Origin of the sequence: [Zimmermannella] bifida NBRC 103089 (genome assembly GCF_001570925.1) — a bacterium.
Taxonomy (GTDB): domain Bacteria; phylum Actinomycetota; class Actinomycetes; order Actinomycetales; family Microbacteriaceae; genus Gulosibacter; species Gulosibacter bifidus.
In genome coordinates this window covers 104,939-127,534 of sequence record NZ_BCSP01000001.1, presented here as the reverse complement: position 1 = coordinate 127,534, position 22,596 = coordinate 104,939, and the positions used below count along the sequence as shown (strand labels likewise).

At 60.9% G+C, this 22,596-nt stretch carries 20 protein-coding genes and 1 tRNA gene; 2 read left to right on the top strand and 19 right to left on the bottom strand.

Features of this window, described 5'->3' with window-relative positions; genetic code table 11:
* Positions 1-50: 50 nt before the first annotated feature.
* Together def and ZBI01S_RS00570 are read left to right on the top strand one after the other, a co-directional pair.
* On the top strand, positions 51-626 hold the full coding sequence (def, locus tag ZBI01S_RS00575; RefSeq protein ID WP_066054837.1) for a peptide deformylase: 576 nt from the start codon (positions 51-53) through the stop codon (positions 624-626).
* Between the two features lie 4 nt (positions 627-630).
* On the top strand, positions 631-1,914 hold the full coding sequence (locus ZBI01S_RS00570) for an APC family permease (RefSeq protein ID WP_066054834.1): 1,284 nt from the start codon (positions 631-633) through the stop codon (positions 1,912-1,914).
* Positions 1,915-2,014: 100 nt separating this feature from the next.
* Here ZBI01S_RS00570 and ZBI01S_RS00565 read toward each other — a convergent pair whose 3' ends face one another.
* From ZBI01S_RS00565 to ZBI01S_RS00475, 19 genes are all read right to left on the bottom strand, one after another.
* Positions 2,015-3,073, bottom strand: coding sequence for a M23 family metallopeptidase (locus ZBI01S_RS00565; RefSeq protein WP_083524364.1), 1,059 nt, complete (start codon positions 3,071-3,073; stop codon positions 2,015-2,017).
* Between the two features lie 231 nt (positions 3,074-3,304).
* A tRNA-Asn gene (locus ZBI01S_RS00560) sits at positions 3,305-3,379 on the bottom strand.
* 117 nt (positions 3,380-3,496) lie between these two features.
* The gene (locus ZBI01S_RS00555; RefSeq protein ID WP_245610486.1) at positions 3,497-4,519 is read right to left on the bottom strand and encodes a D-isomer specific 2-hydroxyacid dehydrogenase family protein; all 1,023 of its coding nucleotides are present in this window, start codon (positions 4,517-4,519) and stop codon (positions 3,497-3,499) included.
* Positions 4,516-5,529 carry an ATP-binding cassette domain-containing protein gene (locus ZBI01S_RS00550; protein WP_066054829.1) on the bottom strand — a complete coding sequence of 338 codons (1,014 nt, stop codon included), beginning with the start codon at positions 5,527-5,529 and terminating at the stop codon, positions 4,516-4,518. The genes ZBI01S_RS00555 and ZBI01S_RS00550 overlap by 4 nt, the downstream gene beginning before the upstream one ends.
* 115 nt (positions 5,530-5,644) lie before the next feature.
* Positions 5,645-7,504, bottom strand: a complete 1,860-nt coding sequence (gene dnaG / locus ZBI01S_RS00545) for a DNA primase (protein WP_066054826.1) — start codon at positions 7,502-7,504, stop codon at positions 5,645-5,647.
* A 9-nt stretch (positions 7,505-7,513) separates the two neighbouring features.
* Positions 7,514-8,815 carry a deoxyguanosinetriphosphate triphosphohydrolase gene (locus ZBI01S_RS00540; RefSeq protein ID WP_066054823.1) on the bottom strand — a complete coding sequence of 434 codons (1,302 nt, stop codon included), beginning with the start codon at positions 8,813-8,815 and terminating at the stop codon, positions 7,514-7,516.
* A gap of 5 nt (positions 8,816-8,820) precedes the next feature.
* The gene (dusB, locus tag ZBI01S_RS00535) at positions 8,821-9,999 is read right to left on the bottom strand and encodes a tRNA dihydrouridine synthase DusB (RefSeq protein ID WP_110477006.1); all 1,179 of its coding nucleotides are present in this window, start codon (positions 9,997-9,999) and stop codon (positions 8,821-8,823) included.
* Positions 9,993-11,381: a glycine--tRNA ligase gene (locus tag ZBI01S_RS00530; RefSeq protein WP_066055578.1), complete on the bottom strand. Its 1,389-nt coding sequence runs from the start codon at positions 11,379-11,381 to the stop codon at positions 9,993-9,995. The genes dusB and ZBI01S_RS00530 overlap by 7 nt, the downstream gene beginning before the upstream one ends.
* A gap of 178 nt (positions 11,382-11,559) precedes the next feature.
* On the bottom strand, positions 11,560-12,345 hold the full coding sequence (locus ZBI01S_RS00525; RefSeq protein WP_066054817.1) for an isoprenyl transferase: 786 nt from the start codon (positions 12,343-12,345) through the stop codon (positions 11,560-11,562).
* Positions 12,346-12,413: 68 nt separating this feature from the next.
* On the bottom strand, positions 12,414-13,181 hold the full coding sequence (gene recO, locus ZBI01S_RS00520) for a DNA repair protein RecO (protein WP_066054814.1): 768 nt from the start codon (positions 13,179-13,181) through the stop codon (positions 12,414-12,416).
* A gap of 120 nt (positions 13,182-13,301) precedes the next feature.
* Positions 13,302-15,062: a 2-isopropylmalate synthase gene (gene leuA, locus ZBI01S_RS00515; protein ID WP_066054812.1), complete on the bottom strand. Its 1,761-nt coding sequence runs from the start codon at positions 15,060-15,062 to the stop codon at positions 13,302-13,304.
* Between the two features lie 275 nt (positions 15,063-15,337).
* Positions 15,338-16,072, bottom strand: a complete 735-nt coding sequence (locus ZBI01S_RS00510; RefSeq protein ID WP_159421323.1) for a P-loop NTPase family protein — start codon at positions 16,070-16,072, stop codon at positions 15,338-15,340.
* Between the two features lie 218 nt (positions 16,073-16,290).
* A complete protein-coding gene (locus tag ZBI01S_RS00505; RefSeq protein ID WP_066054805.1) occupies positions 16,291-16,962 on the bottom strand; it encodes a response regulator in 672 nt (223 codons plus the stop codon).
* A gap of 90 nt (positions 16,963-17,052) precedes the next feature.
* Positions 17,053-18,426 carry a sensor histidine kinase gene (locus ZBI01S_RS00500; RefSeq protein ID WP_066054802.1) on the bottom strand — a complete coding sequence of 458 codons (1,374 nt, stop codon included), beginning with the start codon at positions 18,424-18,426 and terminating at the stop codon, positions 17,053-17,055.
* A 17-nt stretch (positions 18,427-18,443) separates the two neighbouring features.
* A complete protein-coding gene (era, locus tag ZBI01S_RS00495; protein ID WP_066054799.1) occupies positions 18,444-19,328 on the bottom strand; it encodes a GTPase Era in 885 nt (294 codons plus the stop codon).
* A gap of 81 nt (positions 19,329-19,409) precedes the next feature.
* Entirely contained in the window at positions 19,410-20,726 is a 1,317-nt protein-coding gene (locus tag ZBI01S_RS00490) for a hemolysin family protein (protein WP_083524363.1), read from the bottom strand.
* The gene (gene ybeY / locus ZBI01S_RS00485; protein ID WP_066055575.1) at positions 20,727-21,197 is read right to left on the bottom strand and encodes an rRNA maturation RNase YbeY; all 471 of its coding nucleotides are present in this window, start codon (positions 21,195-21,197) and stop codon (positions 20,727-20,729) included.
* A gap of 27 nt (positions 21,198-21,224) precedes the next feature.
* Positions 21,225-22,253 (bottom strand): PhoH family protein, encoded by a 1,029-nt coding sequence (locus ZBI01S_RS00480; RefSeq protein WP_370664356.1) that lies wholly within the window; start codon positions 22,251-22,253, stop codon positions 21,225-21,227.
* A complete protein-coding gene (locus ZBI01S_RS00475) occupies positions 22,240-22,587 on the bottom strand; it encodes a histidine triad nucleotide-binding protein (RefSeq protein ID WP_066054796.1) in 348 nt (115 codons plus the stop codon). Before ZBI01S_RS00475 ends, ZBI01S_RS00480 begins: the two co-directional genes overlap by 14 nt.
* Between the last annotated feature and the right edge of the window lie 9 nt (positions 22,588-22,596).

The window sequence follows — 22,596 nt, the reverse complement described above, 5'->3', positions numbered from 1 at the left end:
TGGCGAGTTTACGGCCACACCGGTTACCAGCGAGCGATAGGCTCGCGATCATGACGATTCGCCCCATCACCATTTATGGCGAACCTGTACTGCACAAACGTGCCGACGAGGTTCCCGAGATCACCGACGAGATTCGCACGCTCGTCGCCGACATGTACGAAACCATGGATGCCGCTCCCGGAGTCGGTTTGGCAGCGCCGCAGGTGGGCGTTGGGTTGCGAATCTTCGTTTACGGCTGGGAAGACGAGGACGGCACGGTGTATCGGGGCGAGGCAATCAACCCGAAACTGTGGATTGCGCCAAGCATCCCCGAATCGTTTGAACCCGTTGATGAACACGAAGAGGTCGAAGGATGCCTTTCGTTCCCCGGTGAACGATTCCCGTTGCGCCGTGCACCGGCAGCGCTAATGGAGGCGACCGATATCGACGGCAACGACTACCGGATCGAAGCGACCGGCTGGTTTGCCCGCATCCTGCAGCACGAATACGACCACCTCGACGGGGTCATCTACGTTGACCGGCTGCCGTTGCCACTGCACAAGCAGGCCGGCAAGATCATGCGCAAACAGCGTTGGGGCGTGCCGGGACTCAGCTGGATGCCCGGCGTCGACAATCTCGAGGGCTAACGACGTGACTCCGGCGTTGCGACGCGAACTCAGTCTGCTCCACGCTTGTGGGATCGGCTTGGCCGCCATGATTGGCGCCGGTGTCTTCGTCGTGTTCGCACCTGCGGCAGCGGTTGCCGGTGAATGGCTGTTTGCGGGCATTGCACTGGCGCTGGTTGTTGCGGTCTGCAATGCGATTGCCACCGCACAGCTTTCGATGCAGTATCCGTCATCGGGCGGCAGCTACCACTTTGGCCGCGAACAGCTGGGCGAATGGCCCGGGTTTGTGGCCGGGTGGGGGTTCGTCATCGGCAAGACCGCATCCGCGGCAGCAATGGCGCTAACGGTCGGCACCTACATTGCCACGTCTGTCGTTGGCGGGGACTCGATTTGGCAACGTGTGATCGCCGTGCTTGCCATCGTCGTTGTGGTCGCATGCAACCTTGCCGGCATCACCCGCACGGCAACCGCATCCCTGTTCATCGTGGCCATCGTGTTGGTGGGTCTCGCCGCTGTGCTCGGTTCAATTTGGGTAGATGGCGGTGCGGATGCGCTGGTACCGGCGGCCACGCAAGTCGCCGAAGCCGGGCCGCTGGGTGCGCTTCAGGCTGGCGGGCTGATCTTCTTCGCGTTCGCGGGATATGCACGTATCGCCACGCTCGGCGACGAGGTGCGCGAGCCAACCCGCACCATTCCGCGTGCGATTGCGATCACCCTGCCAATTGTTGCGGTGCTGTATGTCGTCATTGCGATCACGCTGGTGGACACGCTCGGTGTGGCCGAGCTTGCCAAGTCGCCAGCGCCACTATCAGCAGCAACCGCGGGTATTCCTTGGGCGCAGGCGCTGGTGCCCGTTATTGCCGCAACCGCCGCACTCGGCGCGCTGCTCGCGGGTATCGCCGGCATTACTCGTACCGGATATGCCATGGCGTCGAACCGTGATCTGCCACATGCGCTGGCTGCCATCTCGCCGCGTAGCCAGGTGCCGGCGCTGCTCACCTGCATCATTGGCGTCATCGACATCGTGTTGGTCTGTTTCGGCGATATCCGCGACGTGATCGGATTCTCGAGCGTGGGTGTGCTCGTGTACTACTTTGTCGCGAATGCCGCCGCTTGGTCGCAATCGGATGCGCACCGCAGGTTCCCCCGCTGGCTGCAGTTGCTCGGCGCGACGCTGTGCCTGGTGCTCGTGGTCACGCTGCCACCGCTATCGGTGTGGTCAGGCATCGCGGTCCTGGCCGTTGGTGTGGGGTTCCGCCTGATTGTTCGCGCGACGTCGCGACCGAATGCATCCACGTTGGCTAAATAGTCCCCCGCTTGCAGCGGGGCATGTCAGGACCACGCGAACACCGGATCGGGCAAGCTCACCCCCGATGAACATGCCTCAATGATTGGCGGCCGCGCGCTGACTACGGCGTCGGCGTGCCTGCATCCACAGGAGTCGGTGTGGTCGTATTCGATCCGTCGGCTGGCGGAGTCACTGGTTCGGTCGTTGGCGCTGCCGGATCGGTAGCCTCAGGAACGGGAGTTTTCGGCGTGGTGGTTGCTGGGTCCGTCATGGCCGGATCCGTCGCTACAGGATCGGTTTCCGAGGGATCGGTCGTACTTGGAGCGGTTGGGTCCGCGGATTCTGCTGGCGCTGTCGGTGTCGGCTGTGCCGGATCGGTCGCTGCCGGAGGCTTCCATCCGTCGGCAGCATCATCGACTGGTGCGCCTTCCGGCGTGTCCTGCCACTGTACGTCCGGCAGTGTTCGGATCTCAACGGGCTTGCCGTCGGCATACTTACGCAGATATGCAAGTGGATCGACGTGCACGCCATCCACGATGACCTCGAAGTGCAGGTGCGGCCCTGTGGAAGCGCCGGTGTTGCCGAGCTGACCGATCTGGTCGCCGACTCGAACGACGTCGCCGACACGAACCGTTGCCGAGCCGGAAACGAGGTGAGCGTATACCGTGTGAACTTTCTTGCCGGCAAGCTGATGTTCGAGCACAACATACGCGCCAAAGGTCGACAAGCCCGGACGTGGCACGACTTCAATGACCTTGCCATCTGCAATGGCGGCTACAGGTTCGCCGGCCGTCCCACTGAAGTCTTGACCGCGGTGGTTGCTGGAACAAACTGGGCACGGTGGCACACGCGGGCCAAAGCCATCAGTGAGATTCTGGTCTTTACCCTTGAGCGGCCACTGCACGCGCGTTGACGTGGCGCTAGTGCCGCCAACAAAATCTCCGCCGCGTTGAATGTAACTGCCGTCAGTTGTTGTTGCAGGAGCCCTGTCAGCGCCAGGCTTTGACGGTCGTTGGTCGTCGCCGTCAACCGTGTAGCGCTGCACCGACATCGCAACGGGCACATCAGTGTTGACGTCGCTCTGGGACACCCCCACCACGGCTCCAACAGCTGAAACCGTTGCGGCAATTGCGATGATGCTGGGTACTGCGACGAGCGCTCCACGCATCCAAGCAGACATCTTCACCCGAGGTCTCCCAAATTTTTCAAGCGTATATCTAGCCTACGCCGGATATGTATTTCGGTTAAGCGTTTGACCTGTCAGGATGCTGGGAGGTTCCAAACCCGAGATCAATTCCGTTAGGTGTTGCAATCAACACCGGATAAACCCAGTTTCGGCGGGCACGATGCGACAAGATTTCAACCCGTGTGCGGGCAAGAAAAATGCCCTCACCGCGAGGGTGAGGGCTGGTGGCTCCCCGAGTTGGATTCGAACCAACAACCTGCCGGTTAACAGCCGGCTGCTCTGCCATTGAGCTATCGGGGATGACAACTCGAAGAGCTTAACACGGAATTTTCACAAATGTGAAATCGGCCAGCAATGATCCCGTGTTCCGTCAGTTGACCTGGGGTTTTAGTGCACCACGAGCGTCAGATGACATGTCTAGTAGCCAATGAGCGGGTCGGCGATGCCGACAAAACGGCCATGGTCGACATAGGCGCGCACATTGTCGTGCACGCGGCGCAGGATGAGCGGCAACACCATTTCGGGTGTATCCGCCGTGTGTGGGGTGATAATGCAGCGGTCGTTCGACCACAGCGGGTGACCGTCCGGCAACGGCTCGGGGTTGGTTACGTCCAAACCCGCACCGTAAATCTCCCCGGCCTCAAGTGCCGCAACCAGGGCATCCGTATCGACCAATGGCCCGCGTCCGATATTGACCAACACCGCATCCTCGCGCATCAATCGCAACTGTTCCGTACCGATCATGCCGCAGGTCTCCGGCGTTGCCGCAGCGGCCAACACGACCACGTCCGCATCCGGAAGCACCGCATCCATCTCACCAAACTGCACGGTGTGATCTGCACCGGCAACGGCACCGAGACTGCGGCGAACGACCGTTACGGACACCCCAAACGGTTCGAGGAGCCGGATGAGTTCGCGAGCGATGCCTCCGGCACCAACGATTACGATGTTGGCGCCAAAGAGCGACAGCCCCGACGATGTGCCCCAACTCGTTGCGCGCAGCCGCACCGGCAACTGACGCTGTAGCGCTAGCGTCAGCATCAGCGCGTGCTCGGCAACCGGCTGCGCATACGCGCCCTTGCCCGAGGTAAACAGCACGCCGCGCTCCGCATGCGGACGCAGCCGTTCAGCAAACGCATCAATTCCGGCGTACGGCAACTGCACCCAACCGATCTCGGGATACTGCTCAAGCGCGTTAATCAAGGTGTCGACATCACGATACGAGGTGTGGATGACCGCACGGGTTGCCGTCGACAGCGGTGCGACGTCTCCCCCAGCCTCCGCCACAACCTCGGCATAACGCGGCTGAATCGAGTTGACCGGCAGGATGCTGATGGCACCGATTTCGGGGCGCTGGTCTGCCGGTATCGCCACGGGTGCTTGCGACAGCACCTCGTGGTGTCCGAATGGTGACGGAACTGGCGTGGATGCGGCGGTCACGGTGATTCCTGCTCGTCCTTAGTTTCGCTGTGCTGTTCGCCGGTTTCGAAGCGCGCGAACTCGGGGCGCTCGGCAATGAGTCGGCGGCGCTCAGCCTCGGCTGCAATTTCGGCTGCTTCTTCATCGCTGATGTCTCCGAAGAGTCCGTCAACGACTCGCTCTGCCGCCGCGACCTGTTCTTGATCGATGAGCCCGGCAAGCGGCGCACTCGCGAATTCTCGGGCTTCTTTCATCCGGAGCAAATAGTGGTCCTGCGGGTCGGCGAGCACGTCGTCGATCTCACCGTGCGCAATGATGCGACCGTGATTGCACACCACGACCGTCGATGTCAGGCGCTCGATGGCAGCGAGGTCATTGCTGATTACTACCAGCGTCATGCCACGGGTTTGGTTGAGGCGTTCGAGCAGGTCGAACAGGGCTGGGCGGGCAAGAACGTCAACGCCCTGCGCGGGTTCATCGACGATCAGCACCTTTGGCTCGACAATCAGTGCCTGCGCAAACGCAATGCGCTGACGCTGACCGCGCGAGCACTCAAACGGGAACTTATTGAGCAGCCCGATCTCGAGGTCTACGGCATCCAGTAGCAGCGCCGCAGCCCGGCCAAGCGCCTTGCGATCAAAGTCGCGATCACGGCTCAGGATCGGTTCGACGACGTTCTCACCAACGGTCAGATCGTTGCGCAGTAGCTCACCGGAATCCGGTGCCAGGTACCCAATACTTAGCGGCAGCCGCAGTAGGTCGTTTTTAGTGGGGTGCCGCATGTCAATGTCCGCCACGGTTAGGCTGCCACCGCTAATCCACGGCCAGTCGCGCGATGCGCCTTTAAGTAGACCGCGCCCAGAAAGCACGCGACCGAGGGAAGTCTTGCCGCTGCCGGTAGCCCCGACAATACCGACAATCTCACCGGGGTTGACCGTCAGATTGACGCCCGAGATTACCCGCGCATCCGCGTTACCCACCTTTGGTCCGTGAGAAACCGAACAGTCAACCGCACTGATTACATGTTCCATGATTCGTACCTATCGTTGCGCGTGCGCATTCACGTCGTCGTTGGGGTTTGGCCGCAACCGGCCTGCTGCGCCACGAGCATTCGTGACGACCTTCGTGCCCGTAATGATCGCAGTATCAGCCTGCATGTTCGCGGATTGCTCGCTTCTGCCGTTCGACAGCAACGAGTTCCTCGCTCAACTCTCGGTGTCGCATCGGATCAACCTCGATATCCGTTCGCTGTAGTTCGCTCAAAAGCTCAGCCTTGCGGCGCAGCAGGTCACGTTCGATCAAAGAGGATGCGAGGGATCGCACGTAGGCAGCGACCTGTTCCGGCCCTGGTCCCGTCGGCAGCGGCACCATGGAGAGATCCATGGCGAGGGGCATAAATGCCTGCGGCAAATCTTCTTGCACGTTCGGCAACCACTGCGGGGTGCCGAGATACGGGCGCGACGTGATGATGGCGTTACGAATCGTGTCGAGCGCTGCATCGCCAAAGCGGTAGGTGAGCACACCGTCAAGTTGTGCTTCAGACAGCATGTGCGGATACTGCAGTACTGCCGCGATCACATCGCGTTCGTGGCGGGTCGTCGGGTCGTTTGGCAAATCCGAGATGCGCACGGATGGCGTAGGCGTGCCCATCGAGGGGTCCTGATACTCCCCCGCCGGTTGCTGGATCTGATGCTCAGCACGACGCACTTCAGCGCGCACCTGTTCGAGATCCATGCCTAGCCAGCCGGCCAATTGGCGGGTGTACTCGGGGCGCAGTGCGCGGTCACGGATGCCGCAGATCACCGGTGCCGCTTCGCGCAGCGCCGCCACACGGCCTTCGGCGTTGCGAAGGTCGTGACGCTTGAGCTGTTCCTTGATAACGAACTCGTACATTGGCATGGGCGAATTCACGAGCGACTGCACCGCCGCTGCACCGTGCTTGAGCCGCAAATCACAGGGATCAAGCCCATCCGGGGCGACCGCAACGAAGGTTTGCGCCACGAAACGGTTCTCTTCGGCGAACGCACGCATGGCGGCCTTGCGACCGGCTTCATCCGGGTCAAAGTTAAAGATCACCCGGCCGCGGTTCGACTCGTCGTCCATGATTCGGCGCAGGATCTTGATGTGGTCAACGCCGAACGACGTGCCACAGGTAGCAACCGCAGTGGTGATCCCCGCCAAGTGGGCTGCCATTACGTCGGTGTATCCCTCGACCACGACCACTTCATGATTTCGCGCGATATCGCGTTTAGCGAGATCGAGCCCGTAAAGCACTTTCGACTTGTGGTAGACGGGCGTCTCCGGTGTATTGAGATACTTCGGCCCCTTGTCATCATCGAAGAGCTTTCGCGCGCCGAAACCTACCGTCTGTCCAGAGGTGTCACGAATCGGCCAGACGAGTCGCCCACGGAACCGGTCGTAGTGTCGACCGCGATCATTGGTCGAGACGAGCCCCGCATCCTGCAAGTCCTGCATGCTGTATCCGAGGCCGCGCAGGTGATTCGTCAGCGCGTCCCAGCTCTGCGGCGCAAAACCGATCCCAAAGTGGGCTGCCGCCTCGGCGCTAAACGCACGAGCACCGAGAAAGTCTCGACCGGCTTGTGCCTCGGGCCGCGCCAGCTGTGCTTGAAAGAACTCCGCAGCCGCGGCATTCGCTTGCAGCAAGCGGAGTCGGTTCGACGGTTCTACCGGCGCCGCACTGCCCTCTTCGTACGTGAGGGTGTAGCCAATACGGGCGGCAAGACGCTCCACGGCTTCAACGAACGTGACGTGATCGATCTTCTGCAGAAAGCTGTAGACGTCCCCCGACTCACCGCATCCAAAGCAGTGATAGAAGCCGAGTTGCGGGCGAATGTGGAACGACGGTGTGCGTTCATCGTGGAAAGGGCACAGCCCTTTCTTCGACCCGACACCGGCGGATTTCAGCGTGACATATTCGCCAACGACGTCTTCGATATTGGTTCGTTCGCGAACCTGATCGATGTCCGCGCGTTGAATGCGTGCCATGTTCGAAGTCTAAGCCTTCCGAACACCGTCGATGACGGCAGCCACTGGCTGAGTACAGAGCTGTTGGTGCATGGCGATCGCCGATTGGTCGGTTAGCGATGCCACTTGGTCGACGACGATGCGACGGCGCTCGGCGTCTGAATCTGCCGCAACGAACGCGGCGCTAAACATTGTGTCTAGATGCGCGTCGCCGGTCTGCCAAAGGACGTCGAGGAGATCGGTGAGGATCTCTCGCTGGTGGGCATAGATCGGCTGTCGCGTTGGTAGCGACATCACGAATCCGGCAACAGCGCCCTTGAGCAGGGCGATCTCGGCGCGGACTTCGCGCGGCACGATGACTTCGGCACGGTAGCGAATCAACTGGGTATCCTCGCCGAACTCGGCAAGCGTCGCTTCGGTCGCGGCCTTCGCAAAACGGCCAATCAGCTGCGAGGTGAGGTTTTTCAGGGATGCTTGGGCTCGCGCCGTTCCGTCATACTCACGCACCCAGAACGGTTGCGAAGTGAGCCGTTCGAGCGCTTCGCCGAGTTCTGCCTCGTCGAAGCTCCGGCCCGACCACTCCGCTGCGTTGTAGAGAATGGCTTCGAGGTTTTCTGACGCGTGAAACTCGTTGAGCGGCAAGAATCCCTCGACCACCGCATCCTCGAGGTCATGCACCGAGTAGGCGATGTCATCGCTCAAATCCATGACCTGCGCTTCAATGCACTTGCGGTTTGCAGGCGCCTTCGCACGCAGCCAATTGAACACCGGCAGGTCATCGTCATAGGCACCAAACTTGCGGGTGCCGCGTGCGAGTCCTTCTTCACGAGTCCAGGGGTACTTGCACGATGCATCGAGACTAGCTCGCGTCAAATTCAAGCCAAACGGTCGTTCGTCGTCGGTAATGACTTTGGGTTCGAGTCGTGAAATCAGCCGGAGCGTCTGGGCATTTCCTTCGAAGCCACCGATGTCGGCGGCCCAAGCATCAATGGCCTTCTCACCGTTGTGCCCGAAAGGCGGGTGCCCAATGTCGTGGGCAAGACAGGCGGTGTCGACGATATCCGGGTCGAGTGCGAGCGATCCTGCGATTTCACGGCCAACCTGCGCCACTTCGAGCGAATGCGTCAGGCGGTTGCGAGCGAAATCAACGCCTGTGGTTGGCGAGAGCACCTGGGTTTTCAGTGCCAGGCGTCGCAGGCCCGATGAGTGCACGAGGCGCGCACGGTCGCGGGCAAACTCGGAGCGTCGACGGTTCTCGTGATGCTCCGGCAGAAAGCGCGCCTGGTCGTCATCAGAATACGGTGTTGCGGGGCCAGAAAGCGGCGTAACCAACGTGTCTAGCCTCCAGACGTATCGAGTTCAGCAGCGGCAATACCCAAGCGCTCAGTATCGTTCATGCGGCGGGATGCGAGCCAGCCGTCGGGTAGGGCGGCTCGGCGCGGGCTTCCGGCGCGTCCTCGAGGTCCCTCTGCCCCGACGCCCGGCCAAGGAGCGTCATCAAGCCCGTCTACGAGCGTGCGGAGTTCGTCGAGCGTGTCGATGAGCGCGAACGCCTTTCGGAGCTGGCCGCCAACCGGATAGCCCTTGAAGTACCAGGCCACGTGCTTACGGAGGTCACGGCAGCCGTGTCCTTCATCGTCAAAGAACTCGACAAGCAGCTCAGCGTGACGGACCATCGCCGCACCAACGTCACGAAGTCCCGGACGGAATCGCCGCTCGCTGCCAGCGAAGGCGGCTTCGAGGTCACCAAAGAGCCACGGACGTCCGAGGACACCGCGGCCGACGACTACGCCATCACACCCGGTCTCCGCGAGCATGCGCGGACCATCTTCGCCCTCAAACACATCGCCGTTGCCGAGTACCGGAATCGACGTGATTACCTGCTTGAGCTGCGCGATCGCATCCCAATCGGCCGTGCCCGAGTACTGCTGCTCGAGCGTGCGCGCGTGCAGGGTGATCGCGGCCACACCGGCTTGCTCGGCTGCCTTGGCAGCATCGAGGAACGTCATGTGTTCCTCGTTGATGCCCTTGCGGATCTTGATCGTGAGCGGCACGTCCCCGGCCGCTTTGACCGCCTTGGTGCAGATCGCCTCGAAGAGGTCTTCCTTCCACGGCAGCGCTGAACCGCCACCGCGCCGGGTGACTTTCGGTACCGGGCACCCGAAGTTGAGATCGATGTGGTCCGCACGATCCTCATCCACCAGCATGGCGACCGCGGCCGCCGTGATGTCGGGGTCGACACCGTAGAGCTGAATCGACCGGATCTCTTCAGACGGGTGGTGGTGAATCAACCGCATCGTGTTTTCGTGGCGTTCGACGAGGGCACGCGTCGTCACCATCTCGGTGACGTACAGGCCTGCGCCATACTCACGGCAGAGACGACGAAACGCCTCGTTCGTGACACCAGCCATTGGCGCCAACACCACCGGTGAATCGACCGTGATGTTGCCGATTCGCAGGTGGTGTGGCGCTGTGGATGCGGTAGCTTCCGTACTCAGTTTGGCGCCGCCTAGCAGTTGCCGAGCTTTTCGAACACGTAGACCGGCAGGCGGTCGATCGAGACGCGCTCCTGTGCCATGGTGTCGCGGTCGCGTACGGTCACGGCGTTGTCTTCGAGCGAGTCGAAGTCAACGGTGATGCACAGTGGCGTGCCGATTTCGTCCTGGCGACGGTAACGACGGCCAATAGCGCCGGCGTCATCGAAGTCAATGTTCCAACGTCCGCCACCGCGAACGGCGTCAGCGACCTTACGAGCAAGCGGCGAAAGCTGCTCGTTACGCGACAGCGGCAGTACCGCGGCCTTGACCGGTGCCAGACGCGGGTCGAGCTTAAGCACGGTGCGCTTGTCGACGCCGCCCTTAGCGTTCGGGGCTTCGTCTTCGTGGAACGAGTCCACCAGGAACGCCATCAGTGAGCGGGTCAGGCCGAAGCTTGGCTCGATGACGTATGGGATGTAGCGCTCGTCGTTGGCCTGGTCGAAGTAGCTGAGCTTGGTACCCGAAGCGTCGGTGTGCGAACCGAGGTCGAAGTCGGTGCGGTTGGCGACACCCATGAGCTCGCCCCACTCGTTGCCCTGGAAACCGAATTTGTACTCGAAGTCGATGGTTCCGGCCGAGTAGTGCGCGCGCTCTTCTTCAGGGACATCGAAGCGGCGCATATTGTCGGGGTTAATGCCGAGGTCGATGAACCAGTTCCAGCAGGCTTCTACCCAGGCGTCGAAGTGTTCCTGCGCAGTTTCTGGCTTGACGAAGTACTCGATCTCCATCTGCTCAAACTCGCGGGTACGGAAAATGAAGTTTCCGGGCGTGATCTCGTTACGGAAGGCCTTACCAACCTGGCCGATACCGAACGGTGGCTTCTTACGAGCCGTGGTGACCACGTTGTTGAAGTTCACGAAGATGCCCTGGGCGGTCTCGGGGCGCAGGTAGTGCAGACCCTCTTCGTCATCAACCGGGCCGAGGTAGGTCTTCATCAGACCCGAGAACATCTTCGGCTCGGTCCAGTTTCCGGGCTGGCCGGTTTCTGGGTCACGGATGTCAGCGAGACCGTTCTCAGGTTCCTTGCCGTGCTTGGCAACGTAGGCCTCGATGAGGTGGTCGGCACGGTAGCGCTTGTGCGTGTGCAGCGACTCAACCAGCGGGTCGGTGAAGGTGTCGACGTGGCCCGAGGCCTTCCAAACGTCCGTTGGCAGGATGACTGATGAGTCGAGGCCCACCATGTCGGCGCGTCCGCGCACGAAGGTCTGCCACCACTGCTGCTTGATGTTTTCCTTGAGTTCTACACCGAGGGGGCCGTAGTCCCACGCGGAACGCGAACCGCCGTAGATTTCTCCGGACTGGAAAACAAACCCGCGACGCTTCGCGAGGTTAATGACCTGGTCGAGCTTCGACTGTGCCATGAACGACATCTCTCCTGAATTGTGACGACGCGGCCGGCTGCCGTGTCGGAAGTCAACTCACCATGGTAGCCGCAACGCCGGTCCGTCCGGTGACATGACCGGCCCGGTGTTCCGGCGCGACTGTGCCCGCCACCGTGGTCCGGACTCGTTGCAGATTCCGGCCCGTTTCGGGCACTCGCTACGCGGTTGTCGGTGCGGATGCGTCTGGTTTCGGTTTATCGACCGCTCCCCCAAACCTGCGGTCTCGTCCGATGTACTCACCAATCGCATCCCACAGCTGCGCCCGTCCGAAATCGGGCCACAGGGTGTCCAGGAACACCATCTCGGCGTAGGCGCTCTGCCAGAGCAAGAAGTTGCTCGTGCGCTGCTCACCAGACGACCGTAGGAAGAGGTCAACGTCTGGCAGCTCTGGGTGGTAGAGATGCTGCGCCAGGCTGCGTTCGGAGATGCGTGATGGATCAATCTTGCCTGCGGCAGCTTCGGCAGCAAGTTCTCGCACCGCGTCGACCAATTCCAGGCGGCCACCGTAATTCACGCACATATTGAGCGTCATGGTGGTGTTGTGTTTGGTGAGCTCCTCGGCTGCACGCAAGTCGTTGATCACGGACTTCCACAGTTTGGGTTCCCGGCCCGACCACACGATCCGAACGCCCCACTCGTGCAGTTGATCGCGTTGACGATGCAAAACTTCGCGGTTAAAGCCCATCAAGAACCGCACCTCGGCGGGCGATCGCTTCCAGTTCTCGGTAGAAAAGGCATACACAGAAAGGTGCTTAACGCCCACCTGCAGTGCGCCAGCTACGACATCCAGGAGCGCCGCCTCACCGGCTCGGTGTCCTTCGGTGCGTGGCAAACCTCGCTGATTGGCCCAACGCCCGTTTCCGTCCATGACAATTGCAACGTGTTGCGGGACACCAGCCTTCGGGAATGCCGGTGGCACTTGCCCGGTCCAATCGATTTCCATAGTCACGATGCTACTGAGTTCGCGACCGACTGATGACGCCGCATCCGGGATTGCTAACGCTCTCCCGATCAACGTGAGGTCGCTTCATCCCGTTGCACCTGCGCGAAGAGTGCCAGCGAACGCAGTTCATATTCCAGATGAAATGCCACGTAGGCGCGCACGATCCGCATGGCGGCGCTACGAGTGGGTGCATCCGTCGCCTCGGCCACGCGCCAGTTTCCAGCAAGCAGCGCCCAGCACAACCGCATGGTGTCGATATCCACCGGCATGAGCGATCCGGCAGCGGGAGCGCATTCCGTGCAGATTGCGCCTCCCAGTGCCACCGAAAGAAATGGATGCGGCCCCGCAGCCCCGCAGCGCGCACAGTCAGTAAACGTCGGCTGCCAGCCGGCAAGGGCGAGCGAGCGCAATAGGTATCCGGCGAGCACGAGGTCTGCAGGATGCGCCCGGGTCGCGAGATCTCGCAGCGCCGCCACGATGAGCGCATACTGCAGCGGTGCCGGTTCGGATTCCAGGAGTTGATCGGCGGCTTCGGCAACGACGTTGGCGGCCGCGTAGGCGACGTAATCCTGCCGAATCGCAGAAGAAAACGGATGCACCATGACCACTTGCGTGACGGTGTCGAGTCCACGGTTACGTCCAGCGCGGGTAAAGAGCTGCACGTCCACAACATTGAATGGTTCGAGCCGTGCACCGATTTTTGAGGTGGTGCGGCGAACCCCACGAACGACGGCGCGCGTCTTACCGCGCTGTTTGCCAATGCAGGTGACGATGCGGTCGGCCTCGCCCAGTTGCTGCGCACGCAACACAACGAGTTCGTCATCAACAGTGGGCATGGCGCAAGTATTCCACCGGGTCGACGCGAAACGGGCCAGCCTTGCCGACGAACGCGCCCGGCGACTCCGTAATGGAGTGCCGGGCGCGTTCAGATCAGCTGTTGGTTGAGGATGCGGCGCTTAGTTGGCGGCGTCAGCCTCGCTCTGCTGTTGGTTCCGCATGTGGCGGTTGACGCTCGAAACGATTGCCTTCAGCGATGCGTTGGCAATGTCCGAGTCAATGCCGACACCCCACAGGCGTTCGCCATTGACTTCGAGCTCCACGTACGCGGCAGCCTTGGCGTCTCCCGATGCCGAAAGCGTATGCTCGACGTAATCGTGCAGCGTGATCTCGTAACCGCGCTGACGCAGGGTCGAGATGAACGCGTCGATTGGACCATTACCGGTCGAGTCAATCGTGAGTTCTTCGTCATCACGACGGAGCTTCACCGTGAGCGTCGTGGTGCCGTCCATCTCAGTGGCGGTGCGCACACCCTTGATTTCCAGGCGTCCCCACTTCGCTTCGGTCGCGGTGACCGGCAGATACTCGTCTTCGAAACGCTGCCAAATCGCATCCGGAGTAGCCTCGCCGCCCATGGCATCGGTGGCCTGCTGCACGATCTGCGAGAACTCCATCTGCAGCCGACGTGGCAGGTCAAGGTTGTGGTGTTCCTTGAGCAGGTAGGCGACGCCACCCTTACCCGATTGCGAGTTAACGCGGATCACGGCTTCGTAGGTGCGGCCAAGATCGCGCGGGTCAACCGGCAGGTACGGCACGGCCCATTCGAGGTCGTCGACGGCAACGCCAGCAGCTTCGGCCTTGGCCGCCATGGCTTCGAAGCCCTTCTTGATCGCATCCTGGTGCGAGCCCGAGAACGCGGTGTAGACCAGATCGCCGCCCCACGGGTGGCGCTCATTGACCTGCAACTGGTTGCAGTACTCGACGGTGTTGCGGATCTCGTCGATATTCGAGAAGTCAATCTGCGGGTCGACACCCTGCGTGAACATGTTGATGCCGAGGGTGACCAGGCACACGTTTCCGGTGCGCTCACCGTTACCGAACAGGCAGCCTTCGATGCGGTCGGCGCCGGCCAAGTAGCCAAGCTCTGCGGCGGCAACACCGGTGCCGCGGTCGTTGTGTGGATGCAGCGACAAAATAATGCTGTCGCGGCGCTCGAGGTTGCGGTGCATGTACTCGATCGTGTCGGCGTAGACATTCGGCGTTGCCATCTCGACCGTCGCCGGTAGGTTGAGGATGACCGGGCGCTCGGGAGTTGCCCCGAACTCGGCTACAACCGCGTTGGCAACTTCCAGTGCGTAATCAAGTTCGGTTCCGGTGAAGCTCTCTGGCGAGTACTCGTAGAAGATCTCGCAATCGCCGGCGAGCGATTCGAATCGCTTACACATGCGCACACCTTCGAGCGCAATCTGCTTGATGCCTTCGCGGTCGCGACGGAAGACGACTTCGCGCTGCAGGGTGCTGGTGGAGTTGTACAGGTGCACGATCGCCTGCTTAGCGCCGCGCAGCGACTCGTAGGTGCGCTGCACCAGGTGTTCACGAGCTTGTGTCAACACCTGAATCGTGACGTCATCGGGAATGTGGTTGCCTTCGATGAGCTTGCGCACAAAGTCGAAGTCGGTCTGGCTGGCCGATGGGAAACCAACTTCGATTTCCTTATAGCCCATGCGCACCAACAGGTCGAACATGACCATCTTGCGCTCCGACGACATTGGGTCAATCAGTGCCTGGTTGCCGTCACGCAGGTCAACGGCGCACCAACGGGGAGCGTGTTCAATGACCTTGTCTGGCCAGGTGCGGTTTTCGAGCGGCACGTCGAACTGTGCCTGATACGACTGGTACCGGTGAGCCGGCATTGCTGATGGTTGCTGACGGTTTTGCATGTGCGAAGTTCCTGAACTGTTGTTGAATCGGCCTAAGCCGTGCACAAACTCCGCGACGAGGAGGGCTTAGTTACTAAGCCTCGCCGCGGCAGCTAAGAAGGAGCGTGCCCGTCAGATGCATGTACAGATCGTAACACTTCGTTGACGCGAATCCTGAAATTGACCGCATCCGCCGATGTTCTAGTGCACAAATCTGCCAATTTGTTCATGACCAACGGAGGCAACAAAGACCAGCAGCCCAATTTGCCGCACTATCGACGACAACCCGATACGCACTAGCCACCAAAGTACGCTTGTACGTGCTGGGTACCCTGCAAGATCTTGACGATTGTGCCGCGCTCCACGACATAGACGAGCTGACTGCGGCTGGCGATCTGCGGATCCGAAGTGGCGTAAAGCACACCGATCTGATGTTCGCTCGCCACTGCCTGCAAGAGCGCAATCAGCAACGGGCGCTCGCGGGGTTCGACGTGAATGTACGGGTCATCGGCGGCAATGAGTGCCGGCTTGCCGACGACTGCCCGGCCGATGGCAACGCGGTGTTGGAGTGCCAATGGCAGCTGGTCAACGATGGCGCTGTCGGCGCCGGTGAATCCGAGGGACGCGATCAGTGCGGGCAGTGTGGTGGTGCAGCCTTCGTCAGTGGCCGAACAAGGCTTGCCAAAGCCTTGCGCAATGTGTTCGGCCAGCGTTCGCCCCTCAGTAACGACAGGGTCGCTGATGAGCAGGCCCACGCATTCTGCGTGCGACATCGGCGGCTCATTGTGTTGACGTGCGAGCTCGTGGTCGCCGATTCGGCTCGTGCCGCCATCGACCGATTCCAGCCCGATAATTGCGCGCAATGCCGCGTTCGCGGAACCGTCCATAGAGAACAGCGTGGCGGATGCGCCCGACTCCAGGGAGAACGAAATCGACCGCAGCGGTGCGGGCGTTTCGCGACGAAGTCCGTGCACGACCAGCGATGCGCCTGATGTGGCGGGCTGATGCGACGTAGAGACGACGGCAGACATGTGTTTTACCTTAGTGACCGGTAACCGGAGTCTCGTCGATAACGACGCCGATCCAAGATCATCCGGTTGTATGAATTTTCGAGATTGACGTTGCGTGCCAGTACGCAGGTGGCCGCGAAACCTATACGGCACTCGCTGGGCACGCCGATTGCTGCCACACATCTGTGTGCAGCAACCGATTTGGCGCAACAGTGGGATGCGCCAGTGCGATGGGAGCGTTAGAGCAAGCCGTGCTCGTACGCGTACACGACCAGCTGCACGCGGTCGCGTACACCGAGCTTGGCCAGGATGCGCGAGATGTGCGTCTTGACCGTGGCCTCCGAGAGAAACTCCTGTTTGGCGATCTCGCCGTTCGACATACCCTTTGCCGCGAGGAAGAACATTTCGCGCTCACGTTCGGTGAGCTCCGTGAACTCGGCTGGTTCCCCTGCCAGACGGTCTGGCGACTGCGAGAAGCGACGGATGAGGTCGGCGGTGGCCTGAGCGGCGAAGACCTCGGCGCCCGAGTGAACAGTACGAATAGCGGCCAGCAAGAACTCTGGGTCCGCATCCTTGAGCACAAAGCCCGACGCGCCAGCTGCGACTGCGCGGGCCACGGCCTGGTCGAGGTCAAACGTCGTGAGCATGAGGATGCGGCTCTGCAGCCCCTGGGCCACGATCTGCTGGGTTGCTTCGAGTCCGTCGACACCGGGCATGCGTACGTCCATCAGAATGACGTCGGGCTTTGCCGTTGCGGCCAAACGAAGTGCTTCCGCACCATCCGATGCTTCCGCAACAAACGTCATATCTGGCTGACTGTCCACCAACATGCGGATACCGCCGCGAAACAGCTGCTGATCGTCAACGAGTGCGACACGAATGGGGCGCTGCACCGAAGTAGTCTCGTTCATAGGCAAAAGAGTACGTGTTTATCGCGATCAAATTATGGAATTCCGGCAGGTGCGCCAAAAACCGCTCGCGAATCGCTGCTTACACGTTGGTTACGCGTCGACGTTGTCGGGATGCGGCAGTCCCGGAGTCGCGCTCGCCGCGCTCCCCTGTTGGTACGGCACCGTGGCCGATACGACCCATTCGCAATCCTGCTGTTCATAGCGAACTTCGCCGCCAACCACCAGGATGCGTTCGCGCATACCAATCAGACCGTGTCCAGAGCCGGTAACGCCGGGCGCCGAGGGTGCGCGATCCATCCGGTTGCGGATTTCGATGCTGAGGTGATCGCCCCAGTTCATGTCTACGGTGGTCGGATGCTGCAGACTGCCGTACTTAAGCGCGTTCGTGAGGCATTCCTGAACCAGACGGAACACTGCGACTTCACCAGCGGTACCGAGCGGCTTCGGTGTACCGCTGATCTTGGTTTGGAGATTCATGCCGGCTTGACGAACGCGATCGAAGACTGCCGGAAGGTCTTCGGTCGTCTTCTTAACTGCATCCGATTGAGTGTGCCGCAATCGCCCGAGTAGGCCACGAACATCCACCAAGGCGTCGCGCGCCGTTTCGGAGATGGTGTTCAGCACCGGGCCGACTGCTTCTGGCGAAGACTTCATCAAATAGCGACCACCATCGGCCTGCGCCACGACAACGGCCAACGAGTGGGCCACGATGTCGTGCATGTCGCGCGCGATATAGGTTCGTTCCTGTTCGCGAACGAGCTCTTCTTGGGTCTGCCGGTATTCGAGTTCCGCGAGTTCGGCCGCGTGCTGAATTCGACTCGAACTCAATTGCACACGCAAAATCCCGCCGGCAACCCAAGCGATAATGCTGGCCAGCAAGAGCGGAATACCGACAATACCCATCGGCAACAAGAATTCGGTTGGGCCAAGGTTTGCACGACCGGTGATGCGGTCAAGGAATGGCAACTGCATTTCGAAGTACGCCACATAGACCGCTTGAATCACCGGCCAAATGATGCTGCATGCTCCCGACAGCATGAACAGGAGCCGCGGCCCTCTGGCGCTTCCGGTGTAGAGCACGATGAGCACGGCGATATCCATACCGTGCAGGGGTAAGCCGAGCATCCACTTGATGAGCAGCCCGATGCCGGCAAGTACGAGTGCCAGCCACGGTGACATGCGTCGCATAGCTACGGCACCGGTGAACGGAATCCAGACGAAGAATGCCTGCCAGTCGAGAAAGTAGCTCCAGTCAGGTCGCAATTGGAAGGGGAATCCGACAAACAGCATGACGGCAAGCGCGACGAGGGTATCAATGATTCGGACGTGGCGAGGTTGGTGACTAAACCATTCGTGCATCCACGCCGGAATGTTGCCGCGTTCTGCGGGAGTTCCGACGTCGATCGACAGCGGCGAAGTCCAAGTTGGCGGGCCTGCCGTTGCGGTCGACGTCGTGGTGCTCATGCGGATGTGTAGCGGTATTAGAAGCCGAGTCGTCCGAGCTGCTTCGGGTCACGCTGCCAGTCTTTGGCGACCTTGACGTGCAGATGAAGTGTTACCGGTTCATCCGAAATGTTCGAGATCTGGCGGGCGGCGAAGCGGCGCACGTTCTTGAGGCGGCTGGCGCCCTTGCCGATGATGATGCCCTTTTGGCTGTCACGCTCGACGACAATATCGGCGTAGATGTCTTTGCCTTCTTCGCCATCGATGATGTCGTCAATCACGACTGCGATGGAGTGCGGCAACTCGTCGTGAACCCCCTCAAGCGCGGCTTCGCGAATCAACTCGCTGACGCGCTGTGCGTAGCGTTCTTCGGTCACCATGTCCTGCGGATACAGTGCCTCGGATTCCGGCATGAGCTGCAGAATCTCGTCGATCAGCGGCTCGAGGTTGATCGACTCTACCGATGACACTGGAATGAGCGCATCCCAGTCGCGAAGTTCTTGAAGCGCGATCAACTGTTCGGCAACGCGCGGCTTGGGTACGGTCTCGCACTTGGTCACGATGGCGATCTTCTTGGCCTTTGGCGCGCGTTCAATCCAATCGTTGATGAAGCGGTCGCCGGGGCCGATATCGTCGCCAGCGGGCACGCAGAACCCGATCACGTCGACTTCGGCAAGCGTTGTCTCAACCAGATCGTTGAGCCGCTGCCCCAACAGTGTGCGTGGTCGGTGTACACCCGGAGTGTCCACGATCACAAGCTGGCCGTGTTCGCGGTGCACGACACCGCGAATGGCGCGGCGAGTGGTTTGCGGCTTTGACGAGGTGATGGCGATTTTCTCACCGACCAGTGCGTTCGTCAGGGTTGACTTGCCCACGTTTGGACGGCCGACGAACGTGACAAATCCGGCTCGAAAATCAGTCAATGCTGCTCCTTTGATCTTCCACCACCCTAGTGCCTTCGCACGATCATCCGAGGCGCAAGATCGGCGGTGCAGTACCGAATGTTACTCGCGAGCACCCTCATCGCTGTGCTGGTCGAGGCCAACATCATCATTCACGCTGATGGCCTGACCGTCCGTGCGGCTGAGTCGAATATGGGTCACGCGATGCTTCCGACCGACTCGATCGACCAGGAGTGCATAGTCACCGATGCTGGCACGATCACCAAGAACCGGGATTCGCCCCAACAGCATCGTCAACAAACCGCCGACGGAATCCACGTCTTCATGCTCGAACTCGCTATCGAGCAAGTCTTCGAGCTCCGACACGCCCATGCGCGCGGCCACCCGTAGGGTGCCGTCCTCGAGCAGCTCCCACGCGCTGTCGATGCGATCGTGTTCGTCGCTGATCTCGCCCACCAACTCTTCGATCAGATCTTCGAGCGTGACCAGCCCAGCGACGCCACCGTATTCATCCACCACCATGGCGAAGTGGGTCGAGTCTCGTTGCATCTGACGCAGCAAGGCATCTGCTGCGAGCGTCTCGGGCACGAACACCGCAGGTCGTGCCACACCGTCAACCGTCAACGAAGACGCGGCTCCCAGCGCAACAGCCTTTGCGAGATCCTTCAAATAGGCGACCCCGCGAACGTCATCGCTATCGCGCCCAATGATCGGCGCGCGTGAGATTCCCTGTTCGAGAAGTTCTTGCAGCGCAGCATGTGCGCCCATGCCCGAGTCCACGGTGCGCATGTCCGTGCGCGGAATCATGACTTCGCGAACGAATCGATCCGAGAATCCGAACACCGAGTGGATGAGGTCGCGGTCTTCTTCAGCCAGCACATCGTTTTCGGCAGCTTCATCAACCATGGAGAGCAGCTGCTCTTCGCTCGCGGGCGCGGAAACGCCCACTCGACCTGCGGGCAGGAACGCATCCCCTACGGCGGCCAGCAGCTCACTAATCCAGCCGAGTGCCCGGTACACGCCACGAATCAACCGCGCAAGCACACGAAGTGCGGGGCGCGGTCGATTGGCCGCAATCGAGCGTGGAAACGAACCCACAACCAGAATGTGCAACACCAGCAGCGTCAAGCCGGCCACGAGCAGGGCCGGCCACGGTGCATCCCACCACTGATGCAGCAGCAGTGCCAGACACGCGCCGATAACCGACATTGCGCCGATCTGGGCAAGCGCCAGGGCATCTTGGTGGCCTCGCGGGTTGGCAGCAATGCGGCTCAGCGGGACCGTGGCTCGATTCGCGTCTTCGGCGGTCTCTTGAATCTCACTACGTGAGCATGCGGCAATCGCTGATTCGGCTGCTGCGCAGAGCGCCGCGAGCACCAGCAGCGCGACGATGAGCGGAATGGCAAATAACGGATCCACCTAGACGTTCCCGTGTTCGCGTTCCCACGCGGCAAATCGAGCGAGCAGGTCGTCTTGCAATCCGAACATCTGACGGTGTTCTTCGGGTTCTGCGTGGTCGAAACCGAGCAAGTGCAGCATGCCGTGCGTGATCAGCAACTGCATTTCCGCGAGTGTGGAGTGCCCCGCAGTAACTGCTTGCGTGGCGGCAACGGCCGGGCACACTACGATATCGCCGAGCAGCCCCGGCGGGGTCTGCCGCTCGATGGTTCCGGGGCGAAGCTCGTCCATGGGAAAGCTCAGCACATCGGTTGGTCCAGGCTCGTCCATCCACTGCACGTGCAGTTCTTCCATTGCCGACACATCGGCAAAGACGATGCTCAAATCAGCATCGGGGTGAATAAATAGCGCGTCGAGCACGAACGTTGCCAAGCGAAGCACCGCGGCTTCGTCGACGGCTTCGCCAGATTCGTTATTGATTTCAATGCTCAAGGTTCGTGACTTTCGTTCGGTCGACAATTAGTTTCGGCGCTGGCGGGATGCGGCGTGCGGTTTCTCGTTGCGGTCGTCGGTTTGGTGCGCATCGTAGGCGTCCACGATCTTGCTCACCAGGTGGTGTCGCACGACGTCATCACTCCCCAACATCGCAAAGTGGATGTCCGGAATGTCTTGCAGCACGCGCATGGCGTGGCGCAACCCCGATGCGCCTCCTGGCAGGTCGACCTGGGTGACGTCACCGGTGACCACGAGTTTCGATCCAAACCCGAGGCGGGTGAGGAACATCTTCATCTGTTCTGGCGTCGTGTTCTGGGCTTCGTCGAGAATCACAAAGGCATCATTGAGCGTGCGACCGCGCATGTACGCCAGCGGAGCAACTTCAACCACGTTCGTGTTCACGAGCTTCACCACGTAGTCCGGGTCCAGCATGTCGCCGAGCGCGTCAAACAGTGGCCGAAGATACGGGTCGATCTTGTCGCTGAGCGTGCCGGGCAAAAAACCAAGACGCTCGCCCGCCTCCACCGCAGGTCGTGTCAGTACGATGCGCGAAATCTCCTCGCGCTGCAGCGCCTGAACCGCTTTCGACATCGCCAAATAGGTCTTACCGGTACCGGCCGGACCGATACCGAACGTGACCGTATTCACGTCGATCGCATCCACATACCGCTTCTGACCGAGCGTTTTTGGCCGAACCGCACGCCCCTTGGCGTTAACGATGGCTTCGCCAAACACTTGCGTCGGTGCCGGTGCGTCACTGCGCTGCAGCAATTGTTGCGAGCGTCGAACGACATTGGCCGTGATCGGTGTGCCGGACTTCGCCAACTCAATCAGGTGATCTACGAGTTGCTCAGCCGCGACGACGGCCGTTGCCGCGCCCTGCAGCCGCAATTCATTGCCACGGGCCAGCACACGCACGTCCGGATGCTCAATTTCGAGTTGTTCGAGCAATTGGTCGCCCGGTCCGAGCAATTGCACCATCGGTACCTGGTCGACCGTGATGGTGCGGTGAATCAACGCATCTGGATACAGCGTGGGATCAGTTTCCGGCAAGGGTTCCTTCTTCGAGTCCTCCGGCCAACACGTGTGCGTGTACGTGGAAAACCGTTTGTCCGGCGTCCTCGCCAGAGTTGAAAATCAATCGGAAGTCGCCGTTAGCGTGCTCGTTCGCGAGCTGCCCCGCAACGGCGACCATGTGTGCCATGAGTTCGGCGTCGCCCGTTGCCAGGTCAACGACGTCCCGGTAGTCGGGGCACTTCGGAATGACCAGCAGGTGCACGGGTGCTTGCGGCTGAATATCGCGGATGGCGATAACCGAGTCGTCTTCGTAGACGATCTCGCTCGGAATTTCACGGTTAATGATGCGCGTAAAGATGCTGTCCGACATGTTGTTGAG